The organism is Pseudolactococcus yaeyamensis (assembly GCF_054658615.1).
In genome coordinates, this window is sequence record NZ_BAAGGP010000017.1 from 1 (window position 1) to 26,316 (window position 26,316).

The 26,316-nt window shown below is 40.1% G+C and carries 24 protein-coding genes and 1 riboswitch; of the genes, 23 read left to right on the forward strand and 1 reads right to left on the reverse strand.

Annotated elements, in window-relative coordinates; all coding sequences use genetic code 11:
• Positions 1-111: 111 nt before the first annotated feature.
• Positions 112-278: riboswitch (M-box (ykoK) riboswitch) on the forward strand.
• 349 nt (positions 279-627) lie between these two features.
• From mgtA to rpsN, 9 genes are all read left to right on the forward strand, one after another.
• Positions 628-3,204: a magnesium-translocating P-type ATPase gene (gene mgtA, locus ACYQ21_RS04960; RefSeq protein WP_460055893.1), complete on the forward strand. Its 2,577-nt coding sequence runs from the start codon at positions 628-630 to the stop codon at positions 3,202-3,204.
• 182 nt (positions 3,205-3,386) lie between these two features.
• Positions 3,387-4,388, forward strand: a complete 1,002-nt coding sequence (locus ACYQ21_RS04965; RefSeq protein ID WP_460055896.1) for an Rgg/GadR/MutR family transcriptional regulator — start codon at positions 3,387-3,389, stop codon at positions 4,386-4,388.
• A gap of 353 nt (positions 4,389-4,741) precedes the next feature.
• Positions 4,742-4,927 carry a hypothetical protein gene (locus ACYQ21_RS04970; protein ID WP_460055898.1) on the forward strand — a complete coding sequence of 62 codons (186 nt, stop codon included), beginning with the start codon at positions 4,742-4,744 and terminating at the stop codon, positions 4,925-4,927.
• Positions 4,928-5,078: 151 nt separating this feature from the next.
• Positions 5,079-5,255, forward strand: coding sequence for a hypothetical protein (locus ACYQ21_RS04975; protein ID WP_460055900.1), 177 nt, complete (start codon positions 5,079-5,081; stop codon positions 5,253-5,255).
• A gap of 17 nt (positions 5,256-5,272) precedes the next feature.
• A complete protein-coding gene (locus ACYQ21_RS04980) occupies positions 5,273-5,590 on the forward strand; it encodes a hypothetical protein (RefSeq protein WP_460055903.1) in 318 nt (105 codons plus the stop codon).
• Between the two features lie 92 nt (positions 5,591-5,682).
• Complete coding sequence (locus tag ACYQ21_RS04985; RefSeq protein WP_460055904.1) at positions 5,683-6,522, forward strand: YiiX/YebB-like N1pC/P60 family cysteine hydrolase; 840 nt, start codon at positions 5,683-5,685, stop codon at positions 6,520-6,522.
• Positions 6,522-7,664 carry a hypothetical protein gene (locus ACYQ21_RS04990; RefSeq protein ID WP_460055906.1) on the forward strand — a complete coding sequence of 381 codons (1,143 nt, stop codon included), beginning with the start codon at positions 6,522-6,524 and terminating at the stop codon, positions 7,662-7,664. Before ACYQ21_RS04985 ends, ACYQ21_RS04990 begins: the two co-directional genes overlap by 1 nt.
• Before the next feature lie 235 nt (positions 7,665-7,899).
• Complete coding sequence (locus ACYQ21_RS04995; RefSeq protein ID WP_460055909.1) at positions 7,900-8,832, forward strand: manganese-dependent inorganic pyrophosphatase; 933 nt, start codon at positions 7,900-7,902, stop codon at positions 8,830-8,832.
• A gap of 100 nt (positions 8,833-8,932) precedes the next feature.
• Positions 8,933-9,202: a 30S ribosomal protein S14 gene (gene rpsN, locus ACYQ21_RS05000; RefSeq protein WP_460055911.1), complete on the forward strand. Its 270-nt coding sequence runs from the start codon at positions 8,933-8,935 to the stop codon at positions 9,200-9,202.
• A gap of 75 nt (positions 9,203-9,277) precedes the next feature.
• Here rpsN and ACYQ21_RS05005 read toward each other — a convergent pair whose 3' ends face one another.
• The gene (locus ACYQ21_RS05005; RefSeq protein ID WP_460055913.1) at positions 9,278-10,060 is read right to left on the reverse strand and encodes an ABC transporter ATP-binding protein; all 783 of its coding nucleotides are present in this window, start codon (positions 10,058-10,060) and stop codon (positions 9,278-9,280) included.
• An 89-nt stretch (positions 10,061-10,149) separates the two neighbouring features.
• Between ACYQ21_RS05005 and ACYQ21_RS05010 the strand changes: the two genes are divergently transcribed.
• The 14 genes from ACYQ21_RS05010 (at position 10,150) to oppC (ending at position 26,302) form a co-directional block, all read left to right on the forward strand.
• Positions 10,150-10,689 carry a YceD family protein gene (locus tag ACYQ21_RS05010; protein WP_460055915.1) on the forward strand — a complete coding sequence of 180 codons (540 nt, stop codon included), beginning with the start codon at positions 10,150-10,152 and terminating at the stop codon, positions 10,687-10,689.
• Positions 10,690-10,844: 155 nt separating this feature from the next.
• Complete coding sequence (locus ACYQ21_RS05015) at positions 10,845-10,982, forward strand: DUF1905 domain-containing protein (protein WP_460055918.1); 138 nt, start codon at positions 10,845-10,847, stop codon at positions 10,980-10,982.
• Positions 10,983-11,040: 58 nt separating this feature from the next.
• Complete coding sequence (locus tag ACYQ21_RS05020; protein WP_460055920.1) at positions 11,041-11,388, forward strand: iron chaperone; 348 nt, start codon at positions 11,041-11,043, stop codon at positions 11,386-11,388.
• A 250-nt stretch (positions 11,389-11,638) separates the two neighbouring features.
• Positions 11,639-13,060, forward strand: coding sequence for an NADP-dependent phosphogluconate dehydrogenase (gndA, locus tag ACYQ21_RS05025; protein ID WP_460055923.1), 1,422 nt, complete (start codon positions 11,639-11,641; stop codon positions 13,058-13,060).
• Between the two features lie 58 nt (positions 13,061-13,118).
• Positions 13,119-13,811, forward strand: a complete 693-nt coding sequence (locus ACYQ21_RS05030) for a response regulator transcription factor (RefSeq protein ID WP_460055926.1) — start codon at positions 13,119-13,121, stop codon at positions 13,809-13,811.
• A gap of 525 nt (positions 13,812-14,336) precedes the next feature.
• On the forward strand, positions 14,337-15,743 hold the full coding sequence (locus ACYQ21_RS05035; RefSeq protein ID WP_460055929.1) for a HAMP domain-containing sensor histidine kinase: 1,407 nt from the start codon (positions 14,337-14,339) through the stop codon (positions 15,741-15,743).
• A 188-nt stretch (positions 15,744-15,931) separates the two neighbouring features.
• Complete coding sequence (locus ACYQ21_RS05040; RefSeq protein ID WP_460055932.1) at positions 15,932-17,170, forward strand: ammonium transporter; 1,239 nt, start codon at positions 15,932-15,934, stop codon at positions 17,168-17,170.
• A gap of 30 nt (positions 17,171-17,200) precedes the next feature.
• Positions 17,201-17,542, forward strand: a complete 342-nt coding sequence (locus tag ACYQ21_RS05045; protein WP_460055935.1) for a P-II family nitrogen regulator — start codon at positions 17,201-17,203, stop codon at positions 17,540-17,542.
• A 297-nt stretch (positions 17,543-17,839) separates the two neighbouring features.
• Complete coding sequence (murD, locus tag ACYQ21_RS05050) at positions 17,840-19,198, forward strand: UDP-N-acetylmuramoyl-L-alanine--D-glutamate ligase (RefSeq protein ID WP_460055938.1); 1,359 nt, start codon at positions 17,840-17,842, stop codon at positions 19,196-19,198.
• 2 nt (positions 19,199-19,200) lie between these two features.
• Entirely contained in the window at positions 19,201-20,307 is a 1,107-nt protein-coding gene (gene murG / locus ACYQ21_RS05055; RefSeq protein ID WP_460055940.1) for an undecaprenyldiphospho-muramoylpentapeptide beta-N-acetylglucosaminyltransferase, read from the forward strand.
• The gene (locus tag ACYQ21_RS05060) at positions 20,297-21,385 is read left to right on the forward strand and encodes a cell division protein FtsQ/DivIB (protein ID WP_460055943.1); all 1,089 of its coding nucleotides are present in this window, start codon (positions 20,297-20,299) and stop codon (positions 21,383-21,385) included. Before murG ends, ACYQ21_RS05060 begins: the two co-directional genes overlap by 11 nt.
• Before the next feature lie 304 nt (positions 21,386-21,689).
• A complete protein-coding gene (locus tag ACYQ21_RS05065; RefSeq protein WP_460055945.1) occupies positions 21,690-23,669 on the forward strand; it encodes a peptide ABC transporter substrate-binding protein in 1,980 nt (659 codons plus the stop codon).
• Positions 23,670-23,891: 222 nt separating this feature from the next.
• Positions 23,892-25,385 carry an ABC transporter permease gene (locus tag ACYQ21_RS05070; protein ID WP_460055947.1) on the forward strand — a complete coding sequence of 498 codons (1,494 nt, stop codon included), beginning with the start codon at positions 23,892-23,894 and terminating at the stop codon, positions 25,383-25,385.
• Positions 25,382-26,302 (forward strand): oligopeptide ABC transporter permease OppC, encoded by a 921-nt coding sequence (gene oppC, locus ACYQ21_RS05075; RefSeq protein ID WP_460055950.1) that lies wholly within the window; start codon positions 25,382-25,384, stop codon positions 26,300-26,302. Before ACYQ21_RS05070 ends, oppC begins: the two co-directional genes overlap by 4 nt.
• Positions 26,303-26,316: the final 14 nt, after the last annotated feature.

Genomic DNA, 26,316 nt, shown 5'->3' on the forward strand with positions numbered 1-26,316 from the left:
TACCAAGGTAGAATAACAAGACAGAAAGGCACTAAACAAAGGTTTAGCACCCAAAATGTCAGAGTACTACTCAATTTCGCAGAGTATACCCAAATATACTTTGTATCAAAATATAATCATTGTTAGATGAGGCTCCTATACTGGAAATATGCTACTGCCGCGAAATGTCGAGAGACGCCAAGCTGGTTAAACAAAATAAATCGTGAAGGTTTATTTCAATGTAGCTAGAAAATTTTCTTACGCCGTATAGTGCTAAAGTTCAACGATAGGCTAATGTGCGCAGATAAATGATTGAGGAATCTTGTGCATCAACTTATTGTTGATGTGCGGATTCCTTTTTGTTTGACCTGATTATTTCGTCACGCTAAGCCCGGCCAGCTAGACAAGACAAAATAATCAAATCAAACAAAAATACCTACCATCAAAGCCGTTTATGAAACTTGATTTAATACAATGATTCAACGAAAGAAAAGGTGTTCATGAGCGTTCAGCAATGCTTTTATGCGACGAGTAATCGCAGGAGTGGCGTGAAAACTTAGGAAAATAGGCAAAGACGCTTTAGCGTCTGCGTATTTTATCTAGTTTTATAGGTAATGCTCAAGATAAACCGGATTAAGAGGTCTAAAAATGGAAAAAAAGACAAAAGCGTTTGAATTACAAAAACTTGCCCTACAAGCAAGACAACAGTTGTTTGCTGATTACCAAACAACACCAGAGGGGCTAGGGTCGACAGAAGCCAAGGCACGTCTGGAAACCTATGGCATGAATATCGTGGCATCGCAAAAACCGTTGCCTGCATGGAAAATCTGGCTCAATGCCCTTAAAGACCCCTTTGTTATCGTCTTGATTTTGCTAGCCATCGTCTCTTTCATCACGAATGACATTGAAGCGGTCATCGTCATGAGTTTGATGGTCATCTGCTCGGTCTCTATCAGTTTCTACCAAGAATACACCAGTCAAAAAACCAGTATCAATCTCCGTGAAATGATTGAAAATACAGCAGCTGTCATCCGTGATGGCGAACGTCAAGAAATCCCGATGGATGAAGTCGTGCCTGGCGATATCGTCAAACTTCATACCGGTGATATGATTCCAGCAGACGGCGTTCTGCTCGATTCCAACGACTTGTTTATCAACCAAAGCTCACTTACTGGCGAATCACTACCAGTCGAAAAATTACCTTTAACTGATATCAATCGCGCCGACAATGCCGATAAACCAGCAGTTGATTTACCTAATCTTCTCTTCATGGGAACAGACGTCCTGAGTGGACAAGGTACCATTCTCATCTTGAAAACTGGGAAAGAAACATTTTTCGGAGATATTGCAAAAAGTGCGACAGGCAGTAAAGCTGAGACGGCATTCGAAATTGGTCTGAAACGCGTCAGTGCCCTACTCTTGAAGATGATTGCTATCTTGTTCCCCATTGTCTTCATCCTCAACGTGATTACCAAGCATGATGTCAATAATGCCTTTTTCTTCGCCATTGCCGTGGCGGTCGGTTTAACGCCTGAAATGCTGCCGATGATTGTCAATTCAAATCTGGCAAAAGGGGCACAAAAACTTGCTAAAGAAAAAGTAATTGTCAAGAAACTGTCTGCCATCCAAAATCTGGGTGCCATGGACATCTTGTGTACCGATAAGACAGGGACAATCACCGAGGACCGCGTCGTCCTCATGCACTATGTCGACCCTTTCGGTAATGAAAACGAAGACGTTCTCAACTACGCCTACCTCAATTCTAAATATCAAACCGGTTGGCGTAACCTCATGGATGTCGCTGTACTAGATTACTTTGCTAGTAAGAAAAAGACGTTGCCTTTCGAAAATGTCAGCAAGATTGACGAAATCCCCTTCGACTTTTCACGTCGGAGACTATCTGTCGCTTTATCTCTGGCTGGTGAGCGTATGATGATTACCAAAGGTGCCGTTGAAGAAATGGCAGAGGTCTGTTCATCTGTCCTAATCAATGGCGAAAAAGTCGCCCTGACGCCAGACCTCATTGAGCAAATGAAGGCGGTCAATATCAAGATGAATCAGGACGGTATGCGCGTGATTACTGTGGCACAAAAAACGATTGACAGTGATGTCATTCGCATCGCCGATGAAAATAACCTGACTATTCTAGGCTTTATCGGCTTTCTTGATCCAGCCAAAGAGTCAGCGATTACGGCGATTTCATCTCTTCATACGCATGGTGTGACGGTCAAAGTTCTGACTGGCGATAATGCTATTGTTGCTCAAAAAGTCTGCGCAGACGTTGGTATCAACGCTGAGCACTATCTGCTTGGCAGCGACATTGACGGCATGACAGATGCTGAGCTGACCGAACAAGCAGAAAAACTGCACCTTTTTGCTAAGCTCAATCCCATGCAAAAAGAGCGCGTCATTGGCTTACTCAAACAAAAAGGCCACACCGTTGGGTTCATGGGAGATGGCATTAATGACGCCCCTTCTTTAAGAACGGCAGACGTTGGTATCTCAGTCGACACGGCAGCGGACATCACAAAAGATGCCAGCACGATTATCTTATTGGAGAAAAGTCTCCAAGTCTTGGAAATTGGGGTTCAAGAAGGACGTAGCGTCTTTATTAACATGATGAAATACATCAAAATCACCCTCAGTTCTAACTTCGGTAACGTCTTTTCGATTTTGATCGCTAGCGCCTTCCTACCATTTCTTCCAATGTTATCAATGCAACTTCTCGTGCAAAACCTGATTTATGATGTGGCACAGCTCGCAATTCCTTGGGACAATGTCGATCCAGAAGAAATCGAAAAACCTGTGACTTGGAATATGAAAAACTTACTACACTTTACCTTCTTGATTGGACCAGTCAGCTCAATCTTTGATATTCTTACCTTCATCTTGCTCTATTTTGGTTTCCATTACAATATCGTCGCAAGCCAAGGCGCTTTCCAAAGTGGTTGGTTCATCGTTGGCTTGATTACACAAACACTGGCCTTGCATATCTTGAGAACGAAAAAAATACCGTTTATCAAGAGTAATGCAAGCATCGCAGTTTGGGTTGCAACACTTGGTGTCTTTGTTGTCGGCGGTGTGTTGAGTTTGACATCTATCGGTCACTTCTTTGACCTACACTTGCTACCAATGACTTACTGGTTGATTTTCCCATTTATTATTGTTGGCTATCTCATTACCTTGCAATTTGCTAAGATGATTTATCAAAAAAGTAATGAGTGATCTTGTATTCTCTTGACGTTCTCCTAACTTGAGTATTTTTCAACTTATAAGTTTAACGCATTGGGAGTGTTTGAGTTAAAGTTCAACCAGTACCTTGGTAATGAAAATGAACGGAAATTTGATGTTTAGATTTCTGTTTTTTTATTTGAATAAAAGATAAATATAAGTGAATATTCGGAATATTGACTGAAATATCTAAAAATGCTACAATTAGGAGCAAGGAGCAAGGAGCAAGGAGCAAGGAGCAAGGAGCAAGGAGCTCCCCTTGTGATTTGCTTCTTACAATGCTTATTTGTATTTTTACACTCTCCTGTGATTTTAAAGTAAAAGATGGAGAAATGATGGAATTAGAAAGTCTAGGGAGTTTTTTTAAAGCAACACGGGAAATACGAGGTTATAGTTTACGCGATATTGAAACAGATTATCTGGATAATTCTCAGTTGTCGCGCTTTGAAAATGATAAAGCGATGCTGTCTTCGGACAGACTAATGTTGGCGATAGCTGGACTGAACATGACGCCAACAGAATTTTTTAGCAGAAAATCAGGTTTTGAACAAACTAAGCTACATCTTTTTAGCAAAAAAATAAGTCATTATACGATGACTAGAGATTTTGAAGGATTGAAATCATTAATAAAAGCAAAAGCTAGGAAAAAAGAGGATAGAATTTTCAACATTTTGGTAAAGTGTTCTTTAGTTGATGTACCAGAAGTTGAAGTGCCGATTACAGTTTCAGACCGTAAGTTTGTTGAAGGTTATCTACTTAGTATAGAGCAATGGACAATTTTTGAGGTATCTATTTTTGGTATGTGTTTAGATGCTTTTGATGAAGTAGAAGTTTATGAATTATCCTTAGAATTACTTAAGAGAAATGAATTTTCTCAGTTAATAACTTATCATACGGAAGTTGTAAAGAAAACGATACAGAACGTATATGTGCATTTGATTTGTAAAGGCTGGTATGTCCGTGCAGAACGAATAGCAGAAGAATTAGAGAAACTATTAACTGATTGGGATATGGAAGAAAAAATATTATTCTATATTTTTCGGAAATTTGCAAAATTTAGACAAGAAAAAAATCTTGAACTTTTGAAAGAAATTCAAGACGATATTCAGATTTTAAAAAGATTTGGTGTGGCAGGAGTAGCTACCAGAATTGAAATGATTATTGAAAATTATCAATAAAATGATTTAAAGAAGTGGTAGAAAAATCCAAAAAGGGAATCTTTTTAACATAGTTAAGTTATCCTTTCTTTGTTTGATAAATTCATTTTAACATTTTAAAAAGGAAAAATTTGGAATCTGTTAATCCGCAGCACTTTAAAATGAAGTGCTGCGGATTAACAGATTTTAATTTTGAGTAATATTTTGTAGTAAACTAACCTTGTAGGTTAGTTCGAACGACTTATACAGGAAACAAGGGGAAATTTTCAACTAGTTGGTTCTTGTTTCTAAATTATTTCAGTAAGCGAAAGCTTGCAAGGCACTAACGATTAGCTGACCTGTCATCTGATCATTTTAGAAATGGAAGGAATATTATGAACAAAACAAAATTGGCACTTATTTCAGCGGTTGCACTATTCTCAATTGGTGTGAGTTCTGGTGTTTCGGCAGATGAGTCAGTAAGTGAAGTAGCAACTCAGGAGCAAATTATTTCAGTTGAAAAAAACGAATACGATACAAGCAATATTTTAAGCGTCTTTTTCGACGGAAAAGACGCTTAAAAATGGAGAAAAATGGCTATTAGAAGATTATGAGGGGAAATTTGGTGAATTTGAATTTACGTCGCAGGTTACGAATTCAAGATTGCGTGGTGTGCCGTCAAGCAAATATTTAACGACCTCATGGTATGGTTACGGAACGCCTCCAGCTAGAATGTCTGTAAGGAGTGGGATATATACGTATCGTGATAGTAGATACAGTGATGGCGGCTTAGTCCAAGCTATCTTTGGAGGTACTATACCTAGAACTGGTGCAACACAAGGTACAGGGGGAGGCGTAGCAGCATACTATGGTGGTAATTGCCCTGTAATTGCTTTGTCTCCTGCATAAGAATAGGAGGAAAACTAATGAAAAAATGGATAACCGATAACAAGTGGTATCTCATCTTTACCTTCGTTCCCATTCTCTTTGCCGTGTGTTGTACTGCGGTTGCAATCAAGGTTCAACCTCGGGCAGAGGCGACCATGCTGATTTATGGTGTCAAAAATGTTGAACATGCCCATGACAAGGTTACTGGTTTTAAAATTTCTAAAATGGTTTTGACTAATGGTGAAATCATTGAATATCCAACCATGGCGGATATACGTGAACATAGTTTACTAATTTATAACAATACCCAAGAATTAAATAATAACCTAGTCTTCCCAAAGAGTATGTTAAATTAGGATATAGTCAAAAATGGAGAACTGACTACTATGTTAGTTTGAACACCTTTACAATGAATGAAGAATTGTAAGAAGATAGGAGATATGAAAAAGTGGATAAATTAAAGTTAAAGAGAGCATTAACCGTTACCTCAGCAGTACTTTTGTTGTCGTTGGCAACAACAATAAAAGTTATGGCGAATGAGATATCTAGTTCTATGCAGGGGCAGGTCACGTCAAAAACAGGTAACCAAAATACTGTAGAGATTGAAACTAAAGATGAAATTGAAGCTAAACTTAAAGCAGAAGAAAAAAATGGTAGAGTTTCTATTACATCAGAAAAAGATTTGGAAACACTAATTAATCTTGAAGAAGAAGTTCAGGAAGATTTATCTAATTTTGTGGATGACAAACCCCTTGAAGCTGATAAACCCTCAAAATCTGTTAGGGCACGGTATGGTGCGTGGTCTTGGCGAGATGGAGTTATTGCATTGACAGATGGTGGTTCAGGGATTCAAGTTCCAGTTCTTGGTTTGGAGTGGTCATCTTGGCATGCAGCAATTGTTGCGCCTCAATGGCTCTATGCAGTAGTTGAAGCAGGTCCTAAAAATGGTGTATTTGTAACCCATAGTTCTGCTTCAACTAATAATTTTGAAGGGCGTTATCCAAATAATCAAGTCTGGCAAGTTGCACCAAGAACAACTTCTGTTGCACAAGACTTAGAGGCAGGACGTTGGGCGGGTAGACAAGTTGGTAAACCTTATAACAACGATTTTGCAGGTGATATTAGAAGAACGGATAAGTTTTATTGTTCTCAGCTTGTTTGGGCAGCTTATTACTACTCATGTGGGTATGATTTGGATTTGACAAGATACAATACTTTTGGCACTTGGCGTATTCATCCTAAAGAGATTTATGATGCAGATACAGCTTTGATTTATCGTAAAAGCTGATGAAAAGAAAACGATATTTAATCAGTCTATTGCCACTTGTCATGCTTATTTTAATGGTAGTCCTTTGGTTATGCTTTAAGTCCAATAAGCCTAATGCAAGTCAAATGAAGGCTTTTTCAGAGCGGGATAAGTCACAAACGCTAGCGGTTTTAACACGTGAAGCGCTCCAAAGTTATCAAATTGTGGATAAAAAATTAGTTGGAAATGGTCGTGTGCCGATTAAGACCGCTGATGTGGTTAATGATAGTCTTTTAATTGATGACACACTCTTGTTCTCAACGGGTCATGTGACTTCATCAACTAACGATTTTTATATCTATGCGCTTGATTTAAAAAACGGCAATCTTCTTAAGCATAAACGTCAAGCTTTTCCGACAACTGGGGAAGTTAAAGATAGTCAGCATTTTTATACCCTGACAAGCGAAGCGGGATTAAAGACGACAGTACAGCAATTTTCTAAAACAGGCAAATTTTTAAAAGAAGCCGTGATTGATGCACCAAGTGTTGGGACGCAAGTATTTGAATATGGTGATGAGATGTTTGTCATGGCTGGAACAGAAGACCTTGGCTACGATGAAACTTATTATCGTGGGCGACTGCATATTTTTGATACAAAAACACTAGCCTACAAACGATATGTTAATTTAGAGGCAGATGCTGCCCCTTACAGAAAGAACTATTCCAGTATGCAGGTTATTAATGGGATAGGTTATTGTTTCAGTGATGCTAAAAGAAAGCGTCATGATACCACACCCATGGAACCTGATAATACGCTTTTAACCTATGAATTTGCGACTGGCGAGATGAAAGAAACATCTCTAGCAGGTGCACCAACTAGATGGTTGTCAAAGTCTAGCGATAATGATTACTTGATATACGTATTGGCTGATGAGGCGACTAAAAGTAGTTTACGGATTGTCAATATGATAACAGGAGATGAGTACATTCTCCCAGCTGATGAACTGATTGCTAAAAGCAGTCATATTGATGTAATCAATCATCAATATGTTGTTGTTGCTGGGAAAAATCATCTGGGACTTTATGACTTATTGACTGGAAAGTATTTAGATAACATAAAGTTAAAGGAAAAAGAAAATGATGAAGCTGACATGTTTGTTAAGTTGAGTTATTTATCCGAGTAAAAATACAAGAATATCGTATCTTCAAGGTTTACTTTAATTTATGATGATGTGAGTTTGGGCAATACCGAACCGTAAGCAAATTAGCTTATCAAATTTTGATAGGCTAGTTTGTTTTTTCTACTCTACTCTATTCTGATTGATTTGATTGTGGATACTTTCTTATTACAAATATCCTTAGAACAAGAAATATGATATAATTAGCAATGAAAATAAATTTTGAAAAGGAAATCCTATCATGTCTAAAATCTTAGTTTTTGGTCACCAAAATCCTGATACAGATGCTATCGGTTCATCTTACGCTTTCGCTGAATTGTCACGCTTGCGTGGTCTTGATGCAGAAGCTGTGTCGCTTGGTAAAGTCAATGAAGAAACAGCTTTCGCTCTGGATTATTTTGGTGTGACAGCACCACGTGTGGTGACATCTGCTAAAGCAGAAGGTTCTGATACCGTTATCCTGACTGACCATAATGAATTTCAACAGTCTATCTTGGATATCCGTGATGTGACGATCATGGGTGTTGTTGACCACCACCGTGTGGCAAATTTTGAGACAGATGCACCTTTGTTCATGACTTTGGAGCCAGTTGGTTCAGCGTCATCTATCGTTTACCGTCAGTTTAAAGTTGAGGATCGTGAGTTACCCAAAGCAACAGCTGGTTTGCTCTTGTCGGGCTTGATTTCTGATACTTTACTTCTTAAATCACCAACAACGCATCCAACTGACTTTAAAGTTGCGGAAGAACTAGCTGAGATTGCTGGTGTTGACCTAGAAACTTACGGTCTTGCCTTGCTTAAAGCGGGAACGAATTTGGCAACTAAATCAGCAGCAGAACTCATCGACATTGATGCGAAAACTTTTGGTCTTAATGGTAACACTGTTCGTGTGGCGCAAGTCAACACCGTTGATATCGCAGAAATTTTGGAACGCCAAGATGAGATTGAGGCGACTATTAAGGCTGCGATTGCAGCAAACGGTTACTCTGATTTTGTTTTCATGATAACAGACATCGTGAATTCAAACTCAGAAATCCTAGCTTTGGGTCAAAACATCGGTAAAATCGAGGCAGCTTTTGATTTTGAACTCAAAAACAACCATGCTTTCTTAGCGGGTGCTGTGTCACGTAAGAAACAAGTCGTACCACAATTGACAGAGTCATTTAACAACTAATATAACTAAAGAAAAGTGGTAATGAGCCACTTTTTTTGCTGTTTTGATAATCTTTTGATAGAATATGTTTACAATCGTAAACGAATATAAAGGAGCAAAAATGGCTAAAAAATCAAAAATCGCCAAATATAAAAAACAAGAAGCCTTGGTAGCACGATATGCAGAGCGTCGCCAAGCCTTAAAAGCGGCAGGAGACATCGAGGGGTTGCGTCAACTGCCGCTTGATAGTAATCCTAATCGCTTGAAAAATCGTGATTTGCTTGACGGTCGCCCACATGCCTATATGCGAAAATTTGGCATGAGCCGGATTAACTTTCGCAGGTTAGCTTATCTGGGACAAATTCCGGGCGTTAAGAAAGCCAGCTGGTAATAGCTTAAAACAGTCTTGCTTGAGGTCACAACCATTGGCGCAGATTGATTAAGATAGAAAAAATCCTGTCAAAGTTCAGGATTTTTTTGGTAGGACGAAATAGGCGCTGTTAATGGTGTCGACGGTGATAGGCATCTGGTAGAAGTCGCTCAGGATATTTTCGGTCAAAATCTCAGGCGGTGTGCCGCTAGTGACGATTTGACCGTCACGTAGCAGCATGACTTTCTTAAAATCAGCTGTGATTTCATCAGGATGATGCGTGATATACAGGAGTGTTGGACCATCTTCTAATTGCGTGATATGATGCAGTTTTTCAAGCAAGCGTGCTTTGGCAAATAAATCTAAGCCACTTGTCGCCTCGTCTAATATCAAAATTTCAGGGTTAAGTATCAGACTGCGCGCAATCAAGAGCAGCTGTTTTTCGCCTTGTGATAAAGTACCATAGACACGACCAATCAAGTGTTCGGCACCGATTTGGTGCATGAGCAATCTTGCTTCGTCTAAGTCAACTTCTGAAAATTCCCGATAGAGCATGGACGAGTTATAACGCCCAGTCAAAACAAGGTTTTCAGCAATAATATCGGGTCTGAAACGCTCCGCGATAAAAGAGCCGACAATGCCGATTTTGGCACGAAGTTCAGGAATGCGGTCGATGCCGAACCGTGTGCCAAGAACAGTCAGTTCACCGTTTGTCTTCCAATTTTCAGCCATGATTAATTTTAAGAGACTAGATTTACCAGAACCATTTAGCCCTAAAATCGCCCAGTGTTCATTTTTTTCAACAGTCCAGTTGATATTTTTCAAAATGTATTGCTGATTTCTGATAAAATCAACAGCTTTCATTTCAATAATCGCCATATGTTACCTACCTCCGTGCTAATTTTATGTGCTAACTACTATCATTCTTATTTTAATTATTATACAATAATAGGAGGGAGAATAACAAGATGAAATGGTCATTACAAGAATTAAATAAAAAAAAATCGGTCGAATTTGAGGAAAAATTTGACTTAACACAAGAATTGAGATCACGAGAACCAGAAATTTTAGATGTTTCGACAGTTGTTGTGAGTGGTCGCGTGGATGGAGATGGTGGGATTTATAGTATGAGTTTTACAGCAGATTATACTTTAACCATGCCCTCAAGTCGGAGTCTGGCGCCGGTGGAGGTGCCGATGACTTTGAGCGTGTCAGAAATTTTTGCGACACAAGCCTATTTTGATGCGCACCAGACAGAGCTAGACGCGGATATGATTTTCGTTTTAGAAAAAGACTTGATTGATTTAGAAGAGTCTGTGGCAGATAATATCCTGCTAGAAATTCCTTTGCGTGTCTTAACAGAAGAAGAAAAGCGCTCAGAAGAACTGCCCTCGGGTTCATCTTGGCAAGTTTTGTCAGAAGAAGAGTATTTGGCAATGCAGGCTAAGACAGATGCAGAAGTTGAGAAAAAATCACCTTTTTCTCAACTCAATGGTTTATTTGATTAAGAACGGTGGTAAACTATAAATTGCGTGACAAGTGATACAGCCTAATTTGTATCGCTTTTTTGCTGTCAACATGGTAAAATACAGTCAAATAAGATTGAAAAAAGGAGATAGTATGATTTCTAAAATCTAACGATTCCAAGCAGAAATAAAAAAACTTGGATAACAATGCCGCTCATGTCGACATATCATTTGATGTCAAGGCGACATTTGACGGCGAACCTGACGAGGGTGGTCTTGTGAAAATGGGGACACCTTGTCAGGTTATCGGTGTACGCCAATCTATTCCGAGATAAGATCAATAAGCAATCGAGAGAGTTCATCACGGTGATGATAAAAGAGAGGAAGACAACAATGAAGCAAAGTTTTGAGGACATTGATGCCTATATCGCAGCACAAGCTGAAGACATTCAGCCGATTTTGCAAAAGATTCGTAGGGTCATAAGAAAAAATGCACCAGATGCCACAGAAAAAATAGCTTATCAGATGCCGACATTTTGGCAAGGTGAAAACTTGATTCATTTTGCTGCAGCAAAACGACATATCGGTATCTATCCGGGAGGCGAGTTAGTGGGACTCTGGGGCGAGAAGTTGGCGGGATATAAAACTTCAAAGGGAACCGTTCAGTTGCCCCTAAATCAGCCGATAGATTACGATCTGATTGGTGAGATGGTGAGATTTCGGTTGGCGCACCGTCGTTGAAAAGTTAGGGGATAAAATTTTGAGATAACCAACGAACCTTTGGGTGTTTTGACTGCCAAATCGACGAGAGTTCGCCTTGTTTTTTTTTTTTTAGGTATTTTTTGGGGAATTGATGTTCAGATAATCGTCAAAAATTTTTTTGTCGAAATGTTAGAATTTCAGATTTTTAGGCTTGAAAATATATTAAAATTATATTATAATAAATTATTATAAAGTACAAAAGTTGTAAGATTCGATAGGAGAATGGTCAATGACACAAGCAAACTTTGGTGTGGTCGGCATGGCAGTGATGGGACGCAATCTAGCGCTCAACATTGAGTCACGAGGCTACACAGTCGCAATTTATAATCGCTCAAAAGATAAAACGGAGGATGTGATCGCCTCACATCCCGACAAAAATTTTGTGCCGAGCTATGAGATTGCATCATTTGTAAACTCAATTGAGAAACCACGTCGTATTATGTTGATGGTGCAAGCAGGTTCGGGAACAGATGCGACGATTCAAAGCCTCTTGCCCCATTTGGACAAGGGCGACATTCTGATTGATGGTGGGAACACCTTCTATCAAGACACAGAGCGCCGTAACGCTGAATTGGCAAATTCAGGGATTAACTTTATCGGCACTGGTGTTTCAGGTGGAGAAAAAGGCGCGCTCGAGGGGCCTTCAATCATGCCCGGTGGTCAAAAAGAAGCCTATGATCTTGTCAAAGACGTTCTAGAAGAAATTTCAGCTAAAGCGCCAGAAGATGGCAAGCCATGTGTGACTTACATCGGTCCCGGGGGTGCAGGTCACTATGTGAAAATGGTGCATAACGGCATCGAATACGGTGATATGCAGTTAATCGCTGAGTCTTATGATCTCATGCAAAGATTGCTCGGTCTCAGTGCAACTGAGATGCAAGCCGTTTTCGCAGAATGGAACAAAGGTGAGTTAGATAGTTATCTGATTGAAATCACGACAGATATCTTGACACATCAAGACGATCAAGGTCAAGATGGCCCGATTGTCGACTACATCCTTGATGCTGCTGGTAACAAGGGAACTGGTAAATGGACAAGCCAGTCGGCGCTTGACTCAGGTGTGCCGCTCCCGTTGATTACAGAGTCAGTTTTTGCACGTTACATCTCAGCCTATAAAGCAGAACGCGTCGCAGCAAGCAAAATCTTGCCAGCACCAGACTTTAAATTTGAAGGTAATCAAGCAGAATTGATTGAAAAAATTCGTCAAGCGCTTTACTTCTCAAAAATCATGTCTTACGCCCAAGGTTTTGCACAGTTGCGTGTGGCTTCTAAAGATAATAATTGGGACTTGCCATTTGGTGAAATTGCAGCCATTTGGCGTGCGGGATGTATCATCCGCGCCCGTTTCTTGCAAAAAATTACAGATGCCTATGGTCGTGATGAAGATTTAGCCAATCTTTTGTTGGATGAATACTTCATCGATATCACAGCCAAGTATCAAAGTGCAGTACGTGATGTCGTGGCGCTTGCTGTTCAAGCAGGTGTCCCTGTACCAACGTTTTCAAGTGCGATTGCCTACTTTGACAGTTATCGTTCAGAAAACTTGCCAGCCAACTTAATCCAAGCACAACGGGATTACTTTGGCGCACATACCTATGAACGTAAAGACAAACCCGGCATTTTCCACTATTCGTGGTATGACGAAAAATAACGTTCTTGCTTATTAACTCACATTAGTTTAAATATTATATAGAAAAGAGAAAACAAAAATGGGAAAAAAAATTCTAATCATTGAAGATGAAAAACAATTGGCACGTTTCATATCACTTGAGCTTGAACACGAAGGCTACAGCGTAGAAACACGCCACGATGGCCGTAGTGGTCTCGAAGCAGCTATGACCCAAGAATGGGACATGATCCTCTTGGATTTGATGTTGCCTGAATTAGACGGTTTCGAAGTAGCCCGTCGCTTGCGCAATGAAAAACAAACATCAATTACCATCATGACAGCTCGTGATAGTACAATGGACAAAGTCGCTGGTCTTGATATCGGTGCAGACGACTATATCACAAAACCATTTGCGATTGAAGAGTTGCTAGCGCGCCTTCGTGCTAATTTCCGTCGTCAAGAACGTGAAATTCAAAAGCGCAAGAAAACTGACGGGACAACTTTCCGTGATTTAATCATCAACAAGAAAAATCGTCAAGTCCAACGTGGCGAAGAAATCATTGACTTGACAAAACGTGAATACGATTTGTTGACAACTTTGATGAAAAACATCAATGATGTCGTGACACGTGAACAACTCGTTCAAAACGTTTGGGGCTACGAAGAAGGGACAGAAACAAACGTTGTGGATGTCTATATTCGCTACCTCCGTAACAAACTTGACCAAAAAGGTAAAGAATCATATATCCAAACTGTTCGTGGTTTAGGATATATGTTGCGCGAAAATAATTAAGCAAAGCGTTCATAGTTTTAGACGCATTTAAGTATCAAAACGAAAGACAAGATTTTGAGAGAGTTTTGGAGCACTCAGAGAAGGCATTTACAAACGTAGCGGGCTACGATAGAATGTTGTCAATGAATTGCCTGAAACTAGTCAAAATCTGTTTTGATTTTGTGCTTGAACGCCTCTAACATTGATAAACTGACAATATTCGGTTTATCAAATTACATAGACAGGTCTGAGCAAGCGTAAGGATTTAAAGGCTTCATCTTGGACGTGATATCCTTTGGTTTGAGATAAGTTTGAAACATTTTCCTCATCGGACTAGTCGGACTGAGTAGTCGGGCTGTCGAAAGTGTTAGAAACGAAAAATATAGATTGGCATGTTTTGAGATGAGGTAAGTCTGCTCAAATCATAATAAAAAGACGACAAATAGTTAGGAGAAGGTCATGAAGACTGTATCGTTAAAAAAAAATAAATCCAAAAAACATAGCATCATACTCAAATGGTCCTTCGCAAATATGCTTTTTTGTTTATTGTTTTTTACAGCGGTTGTGATCATATCGTATCAGACCTCTGTTCTTTATTTTTTGCATGGCGAAAAAGACAATCTAGTTAAAGTTGTTGATAGAGCTGCGAAAAAACTAGAAACTAGCGATGGTGCTTTGACATCAGATAATATCTATAAGTATCTAGGCTATAAAGAACCAGATTCCCTGATGATTCGCTATGGGGAAGATGGTCATATGTTCAAGTCTGCTGAAGGAGTCGGTATTCCATATATTGATTGGCGCTCCTTTCAAATCTATGATGTAACAGGTCGGATCATCTTTACCACACAAGGTTCAGCTCTACCCTTGTCCAGTAAAAAATCAACGACACCTGTAGTTGTGGTACGAGGAGGGAAATCAGGCTATATCATAACGCGACAAATCAAATCTAAAAAAACAGGTCAAGTGGTGGGATATTTACAGTCTTTCAATAATCTAGGTTTTTACTATGCGATTCGCAACAAGCTCATGTTCGTTTTGATTGGACTTGAGATTATTGCCTTGCTTCTAGCCAATTACGTTGGCTACTTCCTTTCAAATCATTTCTTAAAACCGTTATCTAGGCTACACCTTGCTATGAAGCGAGTGACGCATTCGCCTTCCAGTGAGTTTAAGGAAGTCAAGATTGATTCTGGAGATGAAATTGAAGAACTGGCAAATGTTTTCAATAAAATGATGTATAAAACGCATGATTACATTGAGGAGCAGGAACGATTTGTCTCGGACGTGAGCCATGAACTGAGAACGCCACTCGCTGTGCTAGATGGTCATGTCAATCTCTTGTTGCGTTGGGGGAAGGATGACTCAGAGCAGTTAAAGGATTCCTTAAAAGCCTCTCGACAAGAAATTCAGAAAATGTCAAGCATGATTCAAGATATGCTAGATATTACGCGTTTGAAACAGTCGGATGAGTTTAAAATGGAGGAGACAGAAGTTGCAGATAGCGTGACTGATTTGCTCAATAACATGGAAATGATTCATCATCTCTGCAATTTTACTTTTGAATCTAAGTTAGATGATCCTCAAGTCAAAGCTCAAATTTATCAAAATCATTATGTTCAAGCTTTGACGATTTTGATTGATAACGCCATTAAGTATTCTGGTGAGGGAGAAAGTTTTGTCGAAGTAACCTTGTCAGAAGATGAACAACACATTATCACATCAGTCTCTGATCATGGTATAGGGATTTGTGAAGAAGATCAAGCTCATGTATTTGAACGCTTTTTCCGTGCCGACAAAGCTAGAAATCGTGAAATTGGGGGGACAGGTTTAGGGCTTTCTATTATTGCTAATATCGCTCAAATTTATCAGGGGTCTGTCTCAGTCAAATCAGAATTAGGCGTTGGGTCGACCTTCACATTAGTTTTACCCAAGGCTCAATTAAAATACTGACTTGAAACGTTGCAATTGCAGCGTTTTTTTGCATCTTTGAAATTTTGTTTGAATTTTTTGAATATTTCCTCTTTACAAGTTGTTTATGATATGCTAGAATATGTAGCATAGTATATGTTAGAAAATCTAACATAGAAAACGCTTATTGAGCTAATGCTCATCTTTTGACATGATTTTAGGAGATATCTATGAACTCAGGAAGTATTGCATTTATCATTATTTGTGCTGCGATGGTTTTTCTTATGACCCCAGCACTCGCATTTTTCTACGGTGGTTTAGAGCGGCGTAAGAACGTGATTAACACCATGTTAATGGCAGTTATACCGCTAGGGATAGCCTCTATTTTTTGGGTGGCGATTGGTTATAGCCTATCGTTTTCTGGCGATGGTGCTTGGATTGGTAATTTATCTCATGCTTTCTTTAGTGGTGTTAGTTCTTCTGACAATGTCTTGCATGGTCTCGAAATTACGGATGGCCTATTCGGTGGTTTTCAAATGATGTTCTCAATTATCACAGTAGCGATTTTAACAGGTTCCGTGGTCGGACGGATGCGCTTTACGCCACTTGTGATTTTCATGGCTTTCTGGTTGGTCATCGTTTACTATCCATTGGCACATATGGTTTGGGGTGGCGGTTTCTTAGCTCAGATTCACTCGATTGACTTCGCAGGTGGGAATGTGGTTCATATCTCATCTGGTGTCAGTGCCCTAGTTTTAGCGCTTGTCTTGGGTCGTCGTCGTGATTATGCACGTTTAGAATATCGCCCGCACAATATCCCCTTTGTTCTATTGGGCGCAGGTCTGCTCTGGTTTGGTTGGTTTGGTTTCAATGCCGGCTCAGCACTTGCGGCAAATGGACTTGCCGTACACGCTTTGCTGACGACGAATACATCAGCAGCAGCGGCTATGTTATCATGGATTTTGATTGAGAAAATTATGATTGGTAAGCCGACCTTAGTTGGCGCTTCGACTGGTTTAGTTGTAGGGCTCGTTGCGATTACACCGGGTGCAGGTTTTGTCTCTCTCTGGTCATCTATCTTGATTGGGGCACTTGTATCGCCGATTTCTTACTATTTCATCTCAGTCGTTAAACATAAATTTGGCTATGACGATGCTCTAGATGCTTTTGGTGCTCATGGCATAGGGGGAATCTTTGGTGGTATCGTGACAGGGATTTTCACTCTACCGTCACTTGCCTTAGAAAAAGGATACGCAGGTATACTCTATGGCTCGGGCAAGCTGCTCCTTGCACAACTTGAGGCTATTCTGTTTACGATTGTTTTTAGCGCCATTGCGACCTTTGTCATCATCAAAGTTATCTCGATCTTTATGGCAATCCGTGTCAGCGATCGCGAAGAAGCTATTGGGTTAGATGATAGTGAACATGATGAGACAGCTTATCCGACATTTATGGGCTTGGATAGCTAAACGCTGAACCTTGAGAAGGAGAATTCAGAGATGAAAAAAGTAGAAGCGATTATTCGCACTGAAAAATTGGAAGATTTAAAAGACGCCTTAGTCAAACACGACTTGGCAAAAGGAATGACTGTCACGCAAGTCCTAGGCTATGGCAATCAAAAAGGTTTTACTGAATATGTCCGAGGGCAGAAACTGCACACGACTTTATTGGCCAAAATTAAGATTGAGATTGTCACCGTTGAAGAACGTGTCGCCAAATTGATTGAGGTCATTCGCGAAACAACACAGACAGGTGAGGTCGGAGATGGTAAAATCTTTGTCCTACCAGTTGAACATGTCATTCGCATTCGCACGGGGGAAGAAGATGCAGATGCTATCTAAGGTCATTTGACCTGCTACTGTATCTGATTGTGCATTGATGGTGTCAGTCATCAAATTTTAAACGAAAATTAATATTAGCAGTGACCGTACACACCACACAAATAAAACGCTTAACAGATAGCTTTTCTAGAGATGTTTAGATGGCTTCTGACTTTAAGCGTTTTTTTGTTTGCTTGTTAGAACGGCATTCAGGACAGATGATACTGAGTATTGAAAAATTGGGATAAAAACGGTAGAATGAGAAGATATGAAGACAAGTTCCGGATGAAAAAGACGGATTAAATAAGGAAAACAATCATGAAAACAATCACAAATTTTGAAAATAAAAAAGTATTGGTTCTAGGTTTGGCTAAATCTGGAGAGTCTGCGGCGCGTGTGCTCAGTCAGCTAGGGGCAATTGTCACGGTCAATGATGGTAAGCCTTTCGATGAAAATCCAGCAGCTCAAGATTTATTAGCCGAAGGCATCAAAGTGGTGACAGGCGGTCATCCACTTGATTTGCTGGAAGAAGATTTTGCGGTCATGGTTAAAAATCCAGGGATTCCCTACAATAATCCAATGGTCGAGCGGGCGACTGCTTTGAAGATTCCGATTATTACGGAAGTTGAGCTGGCGTTTTTGATTTCTGAGTCACCGATTGTTGGGATTACGGGTACTAATGGGAAAACAACAACAACAACGCTAATTGCGGCTATTTTAAATGCAGACGGAAAGACTGCTAAATTATCAGGGAATATCGGCTTTCCTGCCTCTGATGTGGCATCGAAATCGACGGCTGATGAAACCTTGATTATGGAGCTGTCTAGTTTTCAATTGATGGGTTCTGAAACTTTTAGACCTAAGATTGCAGTCATTACGAATTTATTTTCATCACATTTGGACTACCATGGTTCACAAGACAATTATGAGGCGGCTAAATGGCGCATTCAAGACAATATGACTTCGGATGATTTTTTGGTGTTGAATTTTAATCAAGCTAAACTAAGAAGTAGAGCAACTTTGACAACAGCGCAAGTCGTGCCTTTTTCAACGACTGAAAGTGTTGCAACAGGAGCTTATGTGTCAGAAGGTGACATTTATTTCAAGGGTGAGAAAATCATGGCGGTAGCGGATTTATCCCTACCCGGTGAACATAACGTTGAGAATGCCTTGGCTGCGATTTGTGTTGCCAAGTTATCAGGTGTGTCAAATGCAGCGATTACAAGCATTCTGACGACATTTTCAGGCGTCAAGCACCGCTTGCAGTATTTGGGTCAGAAAAGTCATATCAAGTTTTATAATGACAGCAAGGCGACTAATATTTTAGCGACTCAAAAAGCGCTATCAGGCTTTGATAACCGCACACTTTGGCTTTTAGCTGGCGGTTTAGACCGTGGCAATGGTTTTGAGGAGTTGGCAGCAGATGTTGCTGATTTGAAAGGGATGATTGTCTTTGGCGAAACAGCGCCGAAACTTCGTGCACTGGCGGAGTCTCTCGCAATTCCTGTCTTTGACAGCGAGAATGTCGTGACGGCAGCGGTATTGGCTTATGACAAGGCTGATGCTGGCGATACAGTCCTTTTAAGCCCAGCCAATGCGAGCTGGGATCAATACAAGACTTTTGAACAACGCGGCGACTTATTCATTGACGCATTTACTGGATTGGAAGAAAAATAATCATGAAAATCATTGTTAGTGGTGGTGGGACAGGTGGCCATATCTATCCAGCACTCAGTTTTATCAACTATCTGAAGACGGTTGAGCCAGATGTGTCGGTGCTTTATATTGGCACGAAGAAGGGTCTAGAATCTAAAATTGTTCCAGAAAATGGGATTGATTTTCAAACGATCGATATTCAAGGTTTTAAACGGTCGTTGTCGCCTGAAAATGTCAAAACGGTTTATAAATTTCTCAAATCGGTATCGGATGCGAAAAAAATCATCAAGGCTTTCAAGCCTGATGTGGTCATCGGTACAGGTGGCTATGTGGCAGGTCCTGTGATTTATGCTGCAGCCAAGCTAAAAATTCCGACGATTGTTCATGAGCAGAATTCTATTCCGGGTGTGACGAATAAATTCTTGAGTCGCTATGCGACGCGTGTTGCGTTAGCTTTCCAAGAAGCGGGGTCATTTTTCCCGTCTAAGAAAACGGTCTTTACAGGGAACCCGAGAGCTCAGGAAGTGGCTGATTTGACTGACACGAGTCATGTGTTGTGTCAATATGGCTTAAGGACAGACAAGAAGACTATCGTCATCTTTGGTGGTAGTCGTGGGGCGCTCAAAATCAATACAGCAGTCGTTGAAGCCCTGCCCGAGCTGGCAACGAAAGCTTATCAGATTCTCTATGCCTCCGGTGAAATTTACTACAACGATCCTGAATTTTCTGATATATTCACAGCCTATAACGAAAAAGAAAATATTAAAATCGTCCCTTATATTAAGAACATGGTTGAGGTTTTAAATGATGCCAACTTGATTTTGTCACGAGCAGGCGCAACGACGTTGGCTGAAATTACAGCACTTGGTTTGCCGTCTATCTTAATACCAAGTCCTTATGTAACAGCTGACCACCAAACGAAAAATGCCGAAGCGCTTGAAAATGCTGGTGCTGCGATTATGATTAGAAATGCTGAATTGACTGGTGAGCGTGTCGTTGATGCGATTGACAGTCTTTTGTTGGCCGATAGGAGGTATCGGAAAATGGCTGAAAATGCTTTACGTGAAGGCGTGCCGGATGCGAGTGAACGGTTGTATTTGGTACTTAAGGATGTATTAAATGGCAGATAAAGAGAAACAACCTGAACTGACACCTTGGCAGCAAGAGCATGCCGAGTTTGAAAAGAAAAAGCAGGAAGAAGCGGCGAAGCTTGTCCGAGAAGAAAAGCGCAAGAAACAGCCTCCCAAAGTCGAATCAGTCATTGAAAAATATGAGGCGACACCCAGTCAACCTCCGATTGAGGAAAAGACACCGTTTTTTCAACGCTTTAAAATTAAGACAGCACCAGCAGATAAAGGTGAATTTTCTGAAGTACTCGGTAAAATCTGGCCCTTTATTTTGGTAACACTCTTGGTCTTTCTGGGCAGTCTTTATGTCATCTCACCACTCAGTAAAATCGCAAGTTTCACTGCAACTGGCAATGTGCATGAGTCGACCGAGCAAATTGCTGAGGCAACGGGGATCAAAACTAATGACCATATTTGGCAAGTCATCAAAAAATCAACTGCCATCTCGACTAAAATCGAACAGGCATTTCCACGCATCAAATCAGCTAAAATCACTTGGTCCTTTCCTAACAAATTTAGGGCTAAAATCGTCGAATATAGTGAAAGTATCTATCTCAAGACAGGGGCGACTTATCAGTTAGTCTTATCCAATGGTGAGATTTTAACACAGGAGCAAGTGGATGCTCAAAAATTAGCACAGTTGCCGATTTTAGAAGGTTTTGATGCCAAAGAAGTTAAGACTTTTGTCATCGCCTATGAAACGATCAAACCAGAGATTAAGGCGCAAATCACAACCGTGACTAAAATGCCTACAAAAGTGACATCAGACTTCATCGCACTTGAGATGAAAGACGGTCACCAAGTCAGAGTGCCTTTGAGTCAAATGGCGGAAAAGATGCCCTATTATACGAGTGTCGCCTCGCATTTGACCGAACCTAGTGTCGTGGATATGGAGGCGGGCGTCTATGCCAAATCTAAAGAAGCTTACCAGAAAGATTTAGACGACGAAAAAGAAAAAGAAGAGAAAGCCAAAGAAACTGCTGCTGCAAATAAATTAAACGCACAGTCTGAGGGGAATGATAGTGACATGAGTGATGGGACTGGCACTGTAAATGACGAGGTGGGGCAAGTCACTGAGTAATCTGAGATAGCCTCTAATGTTTCTCAGTAAGGTCATCTAGCCTAGAAAAGTGATGTTTTTTGCTTGTCATCAGTGACCGAATTTTTATCTGAGCACCTGTCACTGAGCTGTCATCACTACTCAAAATCAAGTTTCAAATTAGATGGTTTGTGTTATTTTAAATTTGAAAGTCAAGCAGTGGAAATAAGGCTTTAATAATAAAAAGAAATGTCTGAATATCTTGACATTTAAGATGAAATTAAGTACACTAAGAAGGTGAATAACGCTTCATTCATTAATCAAATATTCCGATAGGAGAAAGAAAATGAAAACAACGAAATTGTTAAGTATTGGCCTAGTGTCAACTGCTTCTCTAGGACTTCTCGCAGCTTGTGGAGGAGGAAACTCAAAGACATCTAGTGAGTCGAATCTTGATAAGTCCTTTACATACATGTATAAGACAGAGCCAGAATCGATGGACTATGTCTACACTAATTTGGCAGCTTCTAGCTCACATACTATCAACTTTGTTGAGGGATTGCTCAGTTATGATCAATACAAACAAATCCAACCAGCGATGGCTGAATCATGGGAAGCATCTGAAGATGGCAAAACCTATACTTATAAAATTCGTGAGGGTGTCAAGTGGGTTGATGCCGATGGCAATGCCTATGATGATGTTAAACCGTCAGACTGGGTAACCAGTCTGAAACATGCGGTTGCTTCTGAATCAGAAGCACTTTACTTGATTGCGGGTTCTATTACGGGCTTGCAAGATTATATTGATGGTAAAACAACAGATTTTTCAACGGTAGGTATAAAGGCAGATGATGAAAAAGGCACACTGACTTATACACTTAGTAACCCAGAACCTTTTTGGAACTCTAAAACAACCTACTCAGTACTCCATCCGATTAATGAAGCGTTCTTAAAGGAAAAAGGTGCTAAATTTGGAGCAGTAGCAACGGATTCTATTCTCTATAATGGACCGTTTATCCCAACAAAATTTGATGCTAAATCAGAAATTACTTATAAAGCAAATCCAAATTACTGGGATAAGAAAAATGTCCATATCGATACAGTTAGCTTGTCTTACTATGATGGGTCAAAACCAGAAGAGTTATACAATGCTTTTAAGGATGGTAAGTATAATGAAGCCCTGCTTTATCCAACTGAATCTTATTACAAAGATGTCAATGAGAAGGATGTGACGTGGACACCGACAGATTCTACGACACGCTTTGCAGGCTTTAACTTCGACCGTCAAACATTTAATCATACCTCTAAGGATGCAGCGCAACAAGAAGCAGCTAAAAAAGCTATCTTAAACACTGATTTTCGTCAGGCGATTACTTATGCTTTTGATAAAGCGAAATATGTTGACCAAAAGGTTGGAGAACAAGCCGGTGCTAAACCGGTCCGCAATTCATTAGTGCCGGATGATTTCGTCCAAATTGATGGCAAGGACTATGGAACGGCTGTTCAGACTGAACTTGAAGCCCTTAACCCGCAATGGAAAGAGTTGAAAATCGCCCAAGGTGCTGATGGTATTTATAATGTTGAAGCAGCTAAAAAAGCCTTTGATAAAGCTAAAGCTGGCTTAAAAGCTGAAGGTGTTGAAGTTTCAAAAGAACATCCGATTGTTTTAGATGTACCAGTTGATCAGTCAGTGAAATATATTATTGCCCAAGCAACATCATTTAAAAACTCAATCGAGAAAAATCTCGATGGAGAAGTCCAAATCAATGTGGTGAAACTGGATACAGATACCTTTAATAACTCAGCTTACTATGCACCAACAGGCAAGGATGCTGACTATGATATCATGTTGTTCAAAGGTTGGTCACCAGATTATCAAGATCCAGCTACCTATCTGAATATCTTCGCACCTAAAAATGGTGATGCCATTAATGTTCTTGGTTTTGAATCAGAAGCAACGCTTAAGGGTGACGACCATGGTAAAGCGGCAAAATCAGCGATTCATATTGAGGAGTATCAAAAACTATTGGATGCTGCGAATGACGAGTATGCTGATGTCAATACACGCTATGCTAACTTTGCAAAAGCTGATGCTTGGCTAGTGGATAATGTTTTAGCTATTCCAATCTATCAAGATGGCGCGGCACCTAAGTTATTCACACGTGTACCGTTCAGTGGTGCTGAGTCAGCTATCGGTAACTATAGCGAATATGGTCTCAAGTACCGTAAGTATCAAAAAACGACGGTTACAGCTGCTGAGTATGAAAAAGCTCAAAAAGCATGGGAAGCAAAAGTAGAAGAAAAAGCGACAGCTGCTGAAAAATAAGAGAGGATAGCGCTTTGGGAAATCTCTAAAAATTTTGCCTTGTATCTGATGTTTTTAAGCGTTCGTTACAGGGCAAAGCATGCCACACACTTTCTACGACAAGTAAGTGATTGTAGAACTAAATGATGCAAGCGCCGTTTTTAAAGGTTCCCTTATTGCAATGATGAGGCTAGTGATGACTAGTCTCACTTTTGCATTTTAAGAGCAGTTAATCAGATAAATATGAAAAAATACATCTTCTTTAGAGTTATCAGGGCTTTATTTTCTGTCGTTATCGTCACGACAATTGTCTATGCCATGATTTATACCATGATTCCAAGACGCCAGATTTTTATCTCGGATCCGAACTATTCTAAAATGGCAGGCGATCCAGATAAGCGAGTTAATTATGAAAATCAAATCTTGGAACGTCAAGGCTATATTGACTATTTGACAAGCAAAAAGTTGATTGAAAAGGTTTCAAAAATTGACGCAAGCTTTACTGCAGATAATACCGCCGAAAATGTTAAAACTGCTCAAAAATGGGCAGACAAGCAAAAAGGTAAGTGGAAAATTGCCAAATTACCCAACAGTCAAAATTTAATTGCGACGCGTGAAATTCCAATTTTGGAACGTGTCCTTTCTTTCTATAGTCACTTAATTCAGGTTGATCATCCTTGGAAAATTCAGGATCAGTCAAATCCTAACTTGAAACGGTTTATCAAATTCGGTTGGGAGAATGGTCCTGTGATGATGGGAAGCGGTACACAGCATAAGTATTTATTTTATGTTGATGGTAGTTTTCCGTTTATCCATCAAAATGTCATCACTTTAAATCTTGGTCAATCTTACCCAACATTTGGCGGGCGAAGTGTCTCGGATGTTCTGACAAGCGGTCAGGGTGAGACAGTCACGAAAGAAGTGACACTATCAGATGGGACCAAGCTTAATTCGTCTATGGATCCGCATACAGCGCAATATCAAAGTCCTAAAACGCAATCAGATCGTCAGAAAAAAATGTTTTCAGATGATTACACAGATGTCAAAAATAATTATGCAGACCCCTCTATGCTCCAAAATTCATTTGTGATTGGAGCAGTCGGTGTTATTTTGAGCTACTTGATTGCCATTCCAGTGGGTGCTTATTTATCGCGTAAAGCAGGCGCTTGGATTGACCGATTTGGTTTACTAACGATTTCGATGTTAATCGCTTTACCATCGCTATCAGTCATCTATTTTGATCGTCTAGTTGGTAGCCAGTTATTTGGTTTACCAGATTCATTTACCTCTTTAGGCGCTCATGATTTACGTACCTATGTGCTACCTGCTGTCATCATCGCTTTGATTAATGTACCAGCTTTAGCGTTATGGATCAGGCGTTATATGACAGATCAACGGTCATCAGACTATGTCAAATTTGCGCGTGCCAAGGGTTTAAGTGAAAAAGAAATTTCTCGACGTCATATTATGAAAAATGCGATGATTCCGATTTCAAATGGTATCCCAGCAGCGATTATCGTCTCAATTGCAGGGGCGACGATGACAGAAACGATTTTCTTAGTACCGGGCATGGGTAAAATGTTACCGGATGCTATCAGAGCGCATAATAATGCGATGGTTGTTGGGATTGTTTTTGTCTATACTATCGTAGCTGTTCTTGCGGTATTGGCGGGAGATCTCTTGATGCAACGTGTCGATCCACGTATCAAACTTTCAAGTAAAGGGGGAAGCAAATGACATCAGATAATGAGTTATTCAAAGTTGTATCAGCACATACAAATGAATCTGAAATAATTGCTGCACCTGTCTATTCTTACTGGCGGTCAGTAGGACGGAAATTCTTTTCGTCCAAATTAGCAGCTGCTATGCTCATCTTATTAGCAGTGATTCTATTGCTCAGCTTTATTCAACCGATGTTTACGAATTATGCAGTGGTTAATGCAGGCAAAATTGATGAGTTTGGTCTCAGATATCTTCATCCTAGCATGAAATATTGGTTTGGAACGGATTCGACAGGTCAGTCCTTATTTGATGCTGTTTGGGCAGGAGCAAGGACATCAATCATTTTATCAGTCCTTGCAACGCTTATTACGACCTTTATCGGTGTTGTTGTCGGTGCGATTTGGGGTGTTTCAAAAGCAGTAGATCGTGTGATGATTGAAGTCTATAATGTCATTACCAACGTGCCAATTTTATTGATTTTGATTGTCTTTTCTTACGCATTTGGTCAAGGGTTCTGGAATCTACTTTTAGCCATGTGTTTGACTTCTTGGGTAAATGTTGCTTATGGTATTCGTGTCCAAGTCATGATGTTGCGAGATCGTGAATATAATATCGCTTCAAAAACGTTGGGAACAAAATCAGCGACTTTGATTGGCAAAAATATCTTACCATTTCTTGTTTCTTATATTGTAACGGCTATGGCGGGTGCTTTGCCAAACTTTATCTCCTATGAAGTTTTTCTATCATTTCTGGGGGTTGGCTTGTCAGCAGATACACCGTCATTGGGGCGGATTATTACGGAAAATACCAACAACATCACGACCAATGGCTATCTATTCTGGATTCCAACGATTATTTTGGGGCTTGTGACGATTTCGATTTCCCTTGTCGGTCAAATTCTAGGTGATGCGTCTGACCCTAGAAATCATTAAAAGTAGAAAGGCTA